This is a genomic window from Streptococcus danieliae (assembly GCF_013415245.1).
Lineage (GTDB): Bacteria > Bacillota > Bacilli > Lactobacillales > Streptococcaceae > Streptococcus > Streptococcus danieliae_A.
In genome coordinates this window covers 1-11,229 of sequence record NZ_JACBXX010000050.1, presented here as the reverse complement: position 1 = coordinate 11,229, position 11,229 = coordinate 1, and the positions used below count along the sequence as shown (strand labels likewise).

General features: G+C 47.9%; 13 protein-coding genes. 3 read left to right on the top strand and 10 right to left on the bottom strand.

Annotated features, from left to right (window positions below; genetic code table 11):
* Positions 1–183: 183 nt before the first annotated feature.
* The 10 genes from rbfA to HZY94_RS01275 form a co-directional block, all read right to left on the bottom strand.
* Positions 184–540, bottom strand: a complete 357-nt coding sequence (gene rbfA, locus HZY94_RS01320) for a 30S ribosome-binding factor RbfA (RefSeq protein ID WP_179923892.1) — start codon at positions 538–540, stop codon at positions 184–186.
* A 13-nt stretch (positions 541–553) separates the two neighbouring features.
* Positions 554–3,244: a translation initiation factor IF-2 gene (gene infB, locus HZY94_RS01315; RefSeq protein WP_179924698.1), complete on the bottom strand. Its 2,691-nt coding sequence runs from the start codon at positions 3,242–3,244 to the stop codon at positions 554–556.
* A 16-nt stretch (positions 3,245–3,260) separates the two neighbouring features.
* Entirely contained in the window at positions 3,261–3,563 is a 303-nt protein-coding gene (locus HZY94_RS01310; protein WP_179924697.1) for a YlxQ-related RNA-binding protein, read from the bottom strand.
* Positions 3,556–3,852, bottom strand: coding sequence for an RNase P modulator RnpM (gene rnpM / locus HZY94_RS01305; RefSeq protein WP_160332937.1), 297 nt, complete (start codon positions 3,850–3,852; stop codon positions 3,556–3,558). The genes HZY94_RS01310 and rnpM overlap by 8 nt, the downstream gene beginning before the upstream one ends.
* Before the next feature lie 2 nt (positions 3,853–3,854).
* Positions 3,855–5,078, bottom strand: coding sequence for a transcription termination factor NusA (gene nusA, locus HZY94_RS01300; RefSeq protein ID WP_179924696.1), 1,224 nt, complete (start codon positions 5,076–5,078; stop codon positions 3,855–3,857).
* Between the two features lie 95 nt (positions 5,079–5,173).
* The gene (gene rimP / locus HZY94_RS01295) at positions 5,174–5,644 is read right to left on the bottom strand and encodes a ribosome maturation factor RimP (protein WP_160332942.1); all 471 of its coding nucleotides are present in this window, start codon (positions 5,642–5,644) and stop codon (positions 5,174–5,176) included.
* A 117-nt stretch (positions 5,645–5,761) separates the two neighbouring features.
* Positions 5,762–6,403, bottom strand: a complete 642-nt coding sequence (gene trmB, locus HZY94_RS01290) for a tRNA (guanosine(46)-N7)-methyltransferase TrmB (RefSeq protein WP_179924695.1) — start codon at positions 6,401–6,403, stop codon at positions 5,762–5,764.
* A complete protein-coding gene (ccrZ, locus tag HZY94_RS01285) occupies positions 6,400–7,194 on the bottom strand; it encodes a cell cycle regulator CcrZ (RefSeq protein ID WP_179924694.1) in 795 nt (264 codons plus the stop codon). The genes trmB and ccrZ overlap by 4 nt, the downstream gene beginning before the upstream one ends.
* Before the next feature lie 40 nt (positions 7,195–7,234).
* Positions 7,235–8,287, bottom strand: coding sequence for an ABC transporter permease (locus HZY94_RS01280; RefSeq protein WP_179924693.1), 1,053 nt, complete (start codon positions 8,285–8,287; stop codon positions 7,235–7,237).
* Between the two features lies 1 nt (position 8,288).
* On the bottom strand, positions 8,289–9,014 hold the full coding sequence (locus HZY94_RS01275) for an ABC transporter ATP-binding protein (protein WP_179924692.1): 726 nt from the start codon (positions 9,012–9,014) through the stop codon (positions 8,289–8,291).
* A gap of 216 nt (positions 9,015–9,230) precedes the next feature.
* Between HZY94_RS01275 and HZY94_RS01270 the strand changes: the two genes are divergently transcribed.
* From HZY94_RS01270 to HZY94_RS01260, 3 genes are all read left to right on the top strand, one after another.
* Positions 9,231–9,650, top strand: coding sequence for an HIT family protein (locus tag HZY94_RS01270; RefSeq protein WP_160332931.1), 420 nt, complete (start codon positions 9,231–9,233; stop codon positions 9,648–9,650).
* On the top strand, positions 9,651–9,983 hold the full coding sequence (locus tag HZY94_RS01265; protein ID WP_179924691.1) for a hypothetical protein: 333 nt from the start codon (positions 9,651–9,653) through the stop codon (positions 9,981–9,983).
* 91 nt (positions 9,984–10,074) lie between these two features.
* The gene (locus tag HZY94_RS01260; RefSeq protein ID WP_179924690.1) at positions 10,075–11,058 is read left to right on the top strand and encodes an aromatic acid exporter family protein; all 984 of its coding nucleotides are present in this window, start codon (positions 10,075–10,077) and stop codon (positions 11,056–11,058) included.
* Positions 11,059–11,229 lie beyond the last annotated feature (171 nt).

Here is an 11,229-nt window from a genome sequence, read left to right as displayed (position 1 = left end):
GCTATATTGTACTCACTATTTATAGATTGTAAAATTCTACCCACTACAGTTGACAAAGAGCCACTAAAAGACTGTATCAGTTTCCAGGGATTCCACACAACTTGGCAAAGAACCACAAAACCCCAGCCTTAGACTGGGGTACTACTCATACAAGAAAATCTCTTACAAATCAGGACTTAAAGACTAAAAATCGTCCTTATTCAAATTCCGCAACATCTGATCGATCTTATTACCATATTCAATGGATTCGTCTTTGACAAAGGTCAAATCAGGGATTTTGTAGATATGGAGTTGACGGCCCAGTTCCCGTTTGATGGTCCCGGTCGCCTTCTCAAGGCCGATTTGGGCCTTTTGGTTGTCAGAGGCTAGGTCACTCATAATGCTGTAGTAGACCTTTGCCAGGGAGAGATCACCGGTCATTTGGACATCGGTGATGGTAACGCCTTGGACACGAGGGTCACGGACCTTCTTTTGCAGGATCTCGTTGACTTCACGTTTGATTTCCATAGCGACCCGGTCGGTACGAATCGAATTTGCCATGGGGACCTCCCTATTAATGTTTAATTTCTTCCATGATGTAGGCTTCAATCACATCGTCAACCTTGATGTCATTGTAGTTTTCAACCATCAAACCACCTTCACGGCCGTTGGTAACTTCTTTGACATCATCCTTGTAGTGCTTCAAGCTTGCTAGGGCGCCATCGTAGATAACCACATCTTGGCGAATTACTCGAACCTTGGAGTCGCGGGTAATTTTTCCGCTCAAGACCATGAAACCACCGATGGTACCGACTTTAGATACTTTGAAGGTCTCACGGATAACGGCTTCACCAATTACTTTTTCCTCAAATTCAGGATCCAAGAGTCCCTTCATGGCATCTTCTACTTCTTCAATCACCTTGTAGATGATGCTGTGCTGACGAATTTCTACGCCATCTGCCTCGGCTTGTTGCCGGGCTTGCGGGGTAGGGCGAACGTTAAAGCCGATAATAATCGCATTAGAAGCTTCAGCCAGAGTAATATCAGATTCATTAATCGCCCCTACCGCTGAGTGGACGATGGTTACTTTCACACCCTCAACTTCAATTTTTTGAAGGGAGGCTGCAAGGGCCTCAACCGAACCTTGCACGTCAGCCTTGATGATGACATTAACTGACTTCACTTCTCCCGCTTTAAGAGTATCAAAGAGGTTTTCAAGGCTAACACGGGTTGTGTTTTGGCGTTGTTGGTGAAGGGCACGTTTAGCACGTTCTTCCCCGGCTGCACGGGCAGCTTTTTCATCTTCATAGACCGCAAAATGGTCACCCGCCATTGGAGTTTCATTCAAACCGGTAATGGAGACTGGAGTTGATGGGCTAGCCACTTTGACCCGACGACCGAGGTCGTTGGTCATGGCACGCACCCGTCCAAAAGTATTTCCGACAACGATCGGATCCTGGACGTTTAGGGTTCCTTGTTGGACCAAGAGCGTTGCAACAGCCCCTTTTCCTTTATCCAATTGGGCCTCAATAACGGTACCGATAGCACGAACAGTTGGGTCTGCTTTTAGTTCTTGGATTTCAGCAACCAAGAGGACTGTTTCCAACAATTCGTCAATGTTTTGGTTGAATTTAGCGGAAATTTCGACAAATTCGGAATCACCGCCCCAGGCTGTTGACATAACACCATGCTCGGCCAATTCACCGATTACACGCTCGGGGTTGGCACCTGGCTTATCAATCTTGTTGATGGCTACGATAATTGGAACATCGGCAGCCTTGGAATGGTTAATGGCCTCAATGGTTTGTGGCATCACGCCGTCATCTGCGGCAACGACCAAGATGGTGATGTCTGTGACCGATGCTCCCCGAGCCCGCATGCTGGTAAAGGCTGCGTGTCCCGGGGTATCCAAGAAGGTAATTTTCTTGCCGTTTTCTTCAATTTGGTAGGCTCCAATGTGCTGGGTAATTCCCCCAGCTTCGCCTGTTGCGACACGGGAATTCCGGAGGGTATCCAAAAGGGTGGTTTTACCGTGGTCAACGTGCCCCATAATGGTTACCACTGGTGGGCGCTCAACCATCTCGTCTTCATTGAGGTAGTCCTCATCCACGAAGAAACGTTCGATGTCGGCATTGTCCACTTGAACTTTTTCCTTGGCATCAATGCCATAATCCACCATGAGGAGTTCAATCGTGTCCGCATCGAGGGATTGGTTCTGAGTCGCCATGATCCCCATCATAAAGAGCTTCTTAACAATCTCTGCTGGTTCGCGTTTAATCCGTTTGGCAATCTCTGCAACGGTCATCCCAGCCGTATATTCAAATTCCTTAGGAAGTTCGTGGAACTTACGTTCCGTAACCGGTTTTGGTGCCTGGTTCTTACCACGTTGGTTCTTCCCTTTGTTTTGTTTTTGCTTCCAGTTACTATTTCTTTGATTTCTCACTTGATTTTGATTATTTCGATTTCTATTTGCTTGCTTGCGTGGACCATCTTCGTGTTCATTGTCACGACGTTTATCCGGTCTCACTTGTTTTTTACGACGGTTATCTGGTGCCGGAGCAACAGCTACAGGGGCTGTAAAAGCAGCGGGTTCCGGTTTTGAATCCGGACTTGGCTGCACTGGAGTCTCCTGTTTCGCTTCTTTGCGGCGTTTAGCTTGCTCTTCCTGGGCTTGGCGCTGGGCCTGGGCTTCCTTGAAGCGGCTTTCACTATTGCGGGCGTATTCCGCATTTTGTTCCGCTTTCAGGGCTGCAGCACGCGCTTTAAAATCCAGACGGGGACCAGCCTGTTGGCTATTCCGATCTTGGCGGCGATCCTTGTGACGATTTTGGTCGCGGTTGCCACGGTTGCGGTTTTGATCCCGCCCCTGCCCTTGACCTTGTTGGTCACGATGGTTTTGTTTTTGCCCACGGCCTCCCTGACCTTGTTTACGGTCCTGCTTGCCACGACCTTGTTTGCGACGCTCGGCCTCAGCCTTAGCCTTTGCCTCCCGTTCTGCCTTAAAATTACGATTTTGCGGCCGGCCGCCTTGGGTTGCAGCACTTGGCTTGGCTGCTGGCTCAGAGGCTGGGGCTGGCTTTTCGGCTGGCTTAGGCGCTGCGGGTTTAGCCGGCTTGAAGCTGGCCTTAATCCGCTTGGCCACATCTTCCTCGACCGAGGAAGCATGGCTTTTGACCTCAATCCCTAGATCTTTGGCCCGCTTTACAATTTCCTTACTTTCCTTGCCGATTTCTTTGGCAATTTCGTACAAACGTTTTTTAGACATTTCCATGCCTCCATTTCTAGCTCATAATCGACCTCATTTTTTTAGCAAATCCAGAGTCGACCACAGATAGCACCTTGCGTTGGCGCCCGATGGCCAGACTCAAGTCATGGGTTGTAAATTGATCGACTACCATCTTCTGGTAGTAGCGACTTTTATCTTCAATGGTCTTCCGAAGATTAGGCCCTGCATCTTGCGCCAAAAACACCAATTGTGCTTGGTTGCTTTGAATGCTTTTTATGACTAAATCTTCACCAGAAACAAGTTTCCCTGCTCGCTGGGCCAGACCCAAAAGGTTTAACAACTGTTCTTCCTTATTCAAGTCCTAACTCTCTTCGTTTCAATTTGCGATCCACAAAAGCGATCAATTCATCGTAAAATTCTTCGGGAATTTCCTGACGAAAACTGCGATCAAAGACCTTCCGTTGTTTGGCTAAGGCTGCTTCTTCACAATCTAACTTGATATAAGCCCCTCGACCATTGGCCTTACCGGTTGGGTCAATGCTAACCTGACCGTCTTTGGTCCGGACGATCCGTAACAAGTCACGTTTGTCAATCACTTCACCAGAAACAAGGGACTTCCGTAAAGGAATTTTTCTTGTTTTGGTCATGCTTATTCCTGTTCTTCCTCGAGATTTTCGACTGGGGCTGCCTCATCCAGTAGCTCCTCTACTTCTGGCAGCACTTCCTCAACTGCTGATGGGACAACTTCCTCCTCAAGCGCCACTTCCGCTGCTAGCGCTTGCGCAGCTTCCATCACCTCGAACTCAGAAGCTGATTTGATATCAATCCGGAAACCGGTTAGGTGGGCTGCCAGGCGAACATTTTGACCCCGACGGCCAATGGCTAAGGACAATTTATCATCTGGAACCACAACCAAGGCCCGTTTGCTATCTTTTTCATCGAAGATAACCTGATCCACTTCGGCAGGCGCAATGGCATTGTAGATAAACTCTGCTGGATCGCTGACCCACTCGATAACATCGATGTTTTCCTCGGTTGGAATCCACTTCTCAAGTTTAGCATCGTAGCGAGCTGGATGGAACTTACTAGTAATCTTCTTGATGTTACTTCCACCGCGGCCGACAATGGTACCAATCGCATCCACATCTGGATTGTGGCTGCGCACCGCCACCTTGGTCCGGTCGCCCGCTTCCCGGGAGACCGCCATGATTTCGACAGTACCATCGTAAACTTCAGGGATTTCCTGCTCCATCAACCGTTTGATCATCTGTGGGTGGCTCCGGCTAACAAAAACATTAACACCCCGGGGATCATCTTCAACCTTTTCAACGTAGACCTCAATCCGGTCGTGGGACGCAAAAACCTCACCTGGAATCTGATCCTTGCGCGACATCTGGGCTTCGATGCTTCCCAAGTTGATATAGATAAAGCGGGCATCAAAACGCTCTACCGTACCACTCATCAACTCATTTTCATGCTCTTTGTAAGTGTTATAGGTGATTAAACGCGTCTGCTTGCGCATTTTTTCCATGATCGTCTGCTTGGCAGACTGGGCAGCGACACGGCCAAATTCGGTCGGAGACTCTTCAAATTTGATTTTATCACCCAACTCATAGGCTGCATTGATCGCTAAGGCATCTTTCAAGCTGATCTCTAAGCGGCTATCAAATACTTCATCCACGACCTCACGCACTGTGTAAACGTGGAAATCTGCTTTTTTCTCATTAAACTCAATGAGGGCACTGTCAGCTTGGCCGTAACGACGACGGTAGGCTGCACGTAGGGACTCAATGACTGCATCAACGATGTCGTCTTTTTTGATGCCCTTATCTTCTTCAAGGATGCGGAAAGCTTCCGCCATTTCTTTACTCATGCTTTACTTGCTTTTGGTTGCCCAAAAGCTCCTTTCTGTTTCATAGTTGTTTCGCTTACTTTAACAAAGCTGGAAAAGAGAAACGAACGGACGCTCTAAAATTTCACAGCCAAGCGAGCCTTAGACACTAGCTTGTAAGGAATCTCCACTTGTTTGGTCCTGGTTTTATCCATGTACTCTAGCTGCAAGGTTTCCCCATCAAAGGCTAACAAGTCACCTTCAATCTGCTTTTTCTTATCAATCGCTTGATAAAGGCTGACATGGATGTAGGAACCAACCGCAGCCTGCATGGCCTCGGATGTTTTCAAGGGCCGCTCTAGACCAGGACTGGATACTTCCAAAAAATAATTTTCTGGGAAGGGATCTGGCTGGATGGTATCCAAGAGTGGACTAATCAAGTCTGTCAAATCAGCTGTATCCTCAACGGTAATCCCACCGGGCTTATCCACAAATACACTCAAGACCATATCGCCACCTAGTTTGGCATACTCCAGATCTACCAACTCATAGGGTTCAGGAATCTGACCTTCCAGGACCTGAGACACCTGCTCAATAATTGTTGCGATAAGAGCACCTCCTTTTTTACTATAAACAAGAGGCGAAGATTTCTCTTCGCCCCTCCTTTTTCTTCATTCTTTTCTAATTATACCATAGAATTCCCTAAAAACAAGCTTCAGACCCACTTATTCTGGAAAATGTGCTTCTAAACGGTAAATTACTTGGCCCTTGCTGGAGAATTTCTCCTCATACTCTGTCCGCACGTTGCCCTCAATCTCACTAGCGTGTAGGTCTAACCAGACCCCATCCAAGATCATGCCGTATTGGGACAGGGAGATCAGGGAATATTCAAACAAGCCGCGATTGTCGGTTTTGAAATGGATCTCTCCCTGACTAGGTAAAATCGCCTGGTAGGTTTCCAAAAACGACTTATAGGTCAAGCGCCGTTTTTCGTGGCGCTTCTTAGGCCAGGGATCCGAAAAGTTCAGGTAGAGACGGTCGATTTCCCCGGCTTCAAAATAGTTGGTTAGGGCATCCCCATCAACCCAGAGCAACCGGATATTGGGTACATCAGTTGCCAAGACCTTGTCCAAGGCATAACTTAAAACCGATTTTTGGATGTCAATCCCGATAAAGTTGATATCCGGATGGTTTTTCGCCATGCCGGAAATGAATTGGCCTTTTCCAGATCCGACTTCAATATAAATCGGATTCTTGTTGCCAAAAATCTCCTGCCAGTGTCCCTTGGCACTTTCTGGATCCAGCACCACATATTCTGGATGTGCTTCTAATAACTCGGTTGCCCCTTTTCGATTGCGAACTCTCATAATCCCCTTCCAAAGCGTGTCCGGAAATTTCTAAGCGCATAGATTTCCCGGTTCACATTCTCCATATCCTCATTGGCATAGTATTTACCAATTTGGTTTAAATAAGAATACTGGGCATACCAGTACAATTTGTTCAATACCTTCTGATTGTAGCGGTAGCCATAGTAGACCAACCATTCCTGCCAGCGGGATTCAGGAATGTAGTGGCTCAAGATATGTGCCACATCAAACATCCGATCCGTTAGGCGGACAGAATCCCAGTCCACTAGGTAAATCAAACCACTCTCTGTTTCAATCCAATTACTGTGGCGAACATCACCGTGCACAATGGTCGCATGGTCTTCCCGAAAACCAGGTGCCGATTGACGCAAGTCGTCAAAGACCTCTTGCAAAAACTGATTCCGCCGTAAATTGGCATGGACAGACTCCCGCCAAGAATAAAGCAAGTCAATCGGTGTTTCCAACTGTTGCCCCAAACTGGTCAATTGGACCATCAAATGCCGGGAGCGGTGCAGACGGGTCAAGATGTTAATAATCTGCTTTTTCCCCATTTCTCCAGGAGTCAGAATTTTCCCGTTTAGCCACTGTTGGCCCGTCATCACTTGACCATCGGGCATCCGGCGACTCCACAACAGCTGCGGCGCAATCTGTTCCTTAGCCAGTCCAGCCAGAATCGGGCTGGTATTCATTTTTACAAAAATCTCACGTCCATCTGGATACGTGCCCTTATAGGCATTGCCACTTTTACCCGCCAGGGGGCTCAAGGCTAGCTCTTGATCAGTCCCTTCCATTCATGACCTCCTTGAAAAAATCTTCTTCATTCTACTAATTTTAGACAGCTTCGTCAACCAATCTCTTTAATTTATAAGGAATATAAAGCTTGATCAGCAAGAGCATGAAGAGAAGCATGCTCCCTGCTTCCAAAAAGGCTCCTCGTCCCAAGAGGACCAGGAGAGCCACACCGAGACTGACAAGCCCCAATTGATTAAGCAGCCTTCGCAATCCACTACTTTTGGCTTGACTCCCTTTCGGGAAAAGCCCTGTCATCACTTGCCCATCTTGACTCCGCAACAGTGCCAGTAATTGGAAATACAAGAGATAGTAAGCCACAAAGGCCAAGCCCGTAGCCAGCCAGACTTGCGGAACCAAACCCAGAGCTAGCAGCGCCAACAATTGCAGGCGCAACCACAGGCCATAATAAGGTCCTTTTCGTAAAAAAGAACGTAAAAACAAACTATACCAAGGATTGGAATTCCCCCGCTCCAAAAGTGGCAACACTGGATTCCAGGTAGACCGCATCCGCACTCGCTCCTCAATCCCCTTGACTTGCGTAAAGAGGGAGAAAAAGCGCAGAATACCTTGCGTCCGCTCCTGCTCCTGGCTAATCCAAAACGTCCAATCCAAGCCCGCAGTCTGCCGCAAACTACGGTAGCGGTAGGAAAAAGCGGCAAACTGAAGGCTCGCTAGCCCAAGCAGATAAATCAGTATGGGAAGCCAGCCCGCAAAAGTCACCCACCAGAGAGGCAGCAACAGTCCAAAGGCCAGCAGAGCACGAACCAACTGCAAAACAGCTGTCTTCCGAAAAACGCCCCGCAAAAACACCTTGACCTGAGCTTCCTGAACCAAAAGGAAAAACTCATCCCCCCTACGCAAGTAGGTAGCCATCCGGCCGGGCACAAAACACACAGCCGATACCACCGGCAACAGCCCCAGCAAGAACAGCCGATAGGCGGCCGGATCCAGTAACAAGGCCCGATACTGGGTCAGAATTAAACCCAGCAAGATAAATAAAAAGAGGACAAAATGGTCATTGAGAACATAACGCAGGTAGCTCACCAATTCCCTCCGGAAAGCTGCTTGCCTTCGCTGAAATACATCACGCATGCTAATCCTCCTGAGTGACACGCAGGTAGATGTCATGCAGACTTTGGTCCGGCATTTGGAATTGTTCCTGGATTGCTGCCAAACTGCCCTCTGCTAGAACCTGCCCTTGATGGAGTAAGATGTAGCGATCACATACCCTTTCAGCTGTATCCAAAACATGGGTAGACATTAAAATGCCCTTCCCTTTTTTCCGTTCCTCCAAAAGAAACTGGAGTAAATCCTCAATCGCCAAAGGATCCAAGCCCAAAAAAGGCTCGTCAACAATATACAAATCAGGATCAACTAGGATGGCGCAGAGAATCATAACCTTCTGCTTCATCCCTTTGGAAAATTCTGCCGGAAGCCAATCCAACTTCTGGTCCAGGCGGAAACGCTTGAGGTAAGGAGCCAGGCGCTCCAGGCTCTGATCCAGATCCTTCTCATAGGCCATGGCGACAATTTCAAAATGTTCCCGCAAGGTCAGCTCCTCATAGAGCATGGGTGTTTCGGGAATGTAACCGATCTTCTTCCGATAAGCGACCGGATCGGTCTGTAGTTCCTGACCATCCAGGCGAATTATCCCCGCATAAGGCTGGAGAAAACCAATAATCTCCTTAATGGTAGTCGATTTCCCTGCCCCATTCAGGCCAATCAAGCCCACAATTTCATGATGTTGGACGGAAAAACTGATTTCTTTCAGCACAGGTAGATTAAAATAGCCACCTGTAACCTGACTCACTTCTAACATAAATCCTCCATTTTTGCTATACTAAGAGAAGACGAATATGGACTGTTCGCTATCATTAACTAGAAGAACCTGTCCTGTTCTTCGCAGAGCAACTACTGCGTCAAGGTCATTTTGCTAACTAAAGTAAGCGAGGCTAGACTTTGGTCTCAGCCTCTTCAATAGCCACGTTCCAATCAAATCCATTATATCAAATGGACGGAATGAAAGGAGAAAAATATGGATTGTCTTTTTTGTAAAATTGTTGCGGGAGAAATCCCAGCTAGTAAAGTCTATGAAGATGAGCAGATTCTAGCCTTCCTCGATATTTCCCAGGCAACACCTGGACACACCCTGGTCATTCCCAAGGAACACTACCGAAATATCTTTGACCTAGATCCTCAAGTAGCCCAAGCCCTGTTTGGACAGGTACCCGGTTTGGCCCGTCGTCTCAAACAGGCACTTGGTGCTGAGGGAATCAATGTGATCAACAATAGTGAAGAGGTTGCCGGCCAAACCGTCTTCCACACCCACATCCACCTGCTCCCTCGCTTTGGCCAAGAAGATGGCTTAGACATCCGTTTCCAAACCCAGGAACCAGACTTTGAACACTTGGCCCAATTGGCGCAAAAAATCAGAGAAACCACGGAGGAAGTCTAAATGGGTCTCATCTCAACCATCCTCTTTTTGAGTGCTGCCAAGTCTTCCTATGAATTGGTGTCAAACCGTAAGGCAATCATGCGCAATGCCCAAGAAGCAGCTAGCGAAAGCAAACGCTTCAATCACCTCCAGGCCCAGCTGAAAGACCAGCTCCAAAACCTGCAAACAGAAGCGCAAAAAATTAGCCCGCTAGCCCAAGACCTCAGTTATAAGGCTCAGGCCTTTGGCAAGGAAGCCCAGGCCCGCGCCGAGCAAATCCAAGCCCAGATGGAGCAAGCGCAAGCCCATGTGGAAGAACTCCAAGCCAAAATCAAGGCTTCCAATAAACCGTAATACTCTAAGCCTCAGAGGTTGGGACAAAAACCCAACCTCTCTTTTTTGAGCATTTACTTTTAAAGTGGAAATAGTATTTAGAAAGGTTCCCATGTCCCTGTTCCAACATAGCTTAAAACTGACCCTCGCCACCTGTTCGGCCGCTTTTTTAGCCAGTTTCTTAGGTGCTGACTATGCCATTACAGCTGGGATTATTGCCATTTTAAGTGTCTCTGATACCAGACGGACAACCTTGAAATTAGCCTATCAACGCCTGCTATCAGCCCTCTTGGCCCTGGCACTGGGCAGTTTCGTTTTCTGGCTGTTCGGCTTTCACCTTTGGTCCCTGGCCCCCTTCTTGCTACTCTACACACCTCTGGCCTATCGGTTTCATTTGGAGATCGGCATTACCCCCAGTACCGTCTTGGTTACCCATCTGCTTTTGGAACAAAGCATTGCTCCGGCTCTCATCGCCAATGAGCTGTTAATTTTCCTAATCGGGACCCTCAATGCCCTCCTGGTTATTCTCTATATGCCGGACCGGCAAAAGGAATTAGAGGCTTATCACACCCAGGTTGAGACCTTGTTAAAGGAAATCCTCAACCGCTTTGTCTTTTTCCTCCGTCAGGGAGATGGGCGCAACGAGGCACGGACAGTGACCCTCCTAGATCAGGAACTACGGCAGGCCCTCGAGGTGGCCTATCTGGATTACTCCAACCACCTGATCCACAAGGACAGCTACCATGTTGACTACTTCGAAATGCGCAAGGCCCAAAACGACATTCTCAAAGACATGGCCCAGAACATCAACAACTGCCAGCTGTCGCTTGAAGAAAGCCAGATTCTAGCGGAACTCTTTCAACACGTAGCCGACCAACTCAGCCAGTTCAATCCTGCCCAGGCCATCATGGCTGAAATCCAAACCTATCTCCAACAATTTCGAGAACGCCCCTTGCCCCAAAGTCGGGAAGAGTTTGAAACCCGCGCCATCCTCCTGCAGCTCCTCAAGGACCTGCAAACCTTTGTCCAACTCAAAGTCGACTTTGCCAACCACTATCCGGAAAGTCAAACGATTGTTCCACCAAAAAACAAGTAGCCGTCGGCTACTTGTTTTTTGGTGCTCTTTGTCAACTGTAGTGGGTAGAATTTTACAATCTATAAATAGTGAGTACAATATAGCCTAAAAATGGCTTCCTTTCAATTCATATGAGATGCTTTCCCTGTGGTGGGGGACGGCAGCGACCTCTGACGAGTTCCATGCCTTATT

Coding starts and splice junctions, on each gene's coding strand:
- HZY94_RS01270 (WP_160332931.1), top strand. CDS start 9,231: ATGGATTGTCTTTTTTGTAAAATTGTTGCGGGAGAAATCCCAGCTAGT.
- HZY94_RS01265 (WP_179924691.1), top strand. CDS start 9,651: ATGGGTCTCATCTCAACCATCCTCTTTTTGAGTGCTGCCAAGTCTTCC.
- HZY94_RS01280 (WP_179924693.1), bottom strand. CDS start 8,287: ATGCGTGATGTATTTCAGCGAAGGCAAGCAGCTTTCCGGAGGGAATTG.
- ccrZ (WP_179924694.1), bottom strand. CDS start 7,194: ATGGAAGGGACTGATCAAGAGCTAGCCTTGAGCCCCCTGGCGGGTAAA.
- infB (WP_179924698.1), bottom strand. CDS start 3,244: ATGTCTAAAAAACGTTTGTACGAAATTGCCAAAGAAATCGGCAAGGAA.
- trmB (WP_179924695.1), bottom strand. CDS start 6,403: ATGAGAGTTCGCAATCGAAAAGGGGCAACCGAGTTATTAGAAGCACAT.
- rnpM (WP_160332937.1), bottom strand. CDS start 3,852: ATGACCAAAACAAGAAAAATTCCTTTACGGAAGTCCCTTGTTTCTGGT.
- rbfA (WP_179923892.1), bottom strand. CDS start 540: ATGGCAAATTCGATTCGTACCGACCGGGTCGCTATGGAAATCAAACGT.
- HZY94_RS01275 (WP_179924692.1), bottom strand. CDS start 9,014: ATGTTAGAAGTGAGTCAGGTTACAGGTGGCTATTTTAATCTACCTGTG.
- HZY94_RS01260 (WP_179924690.1), top strand. CDS start 10,075: ATGTCCCTGTTCCAACATAGCTTAAAACTGACCCTCGCCACCTGTTCG.
- nusA (WP_179924696.1), bottom strand. CDS start 5,078: ATGAGTAAAGAAATGGCGGAAGCTTTCCGCATCCTTGAAGAAGATAAG.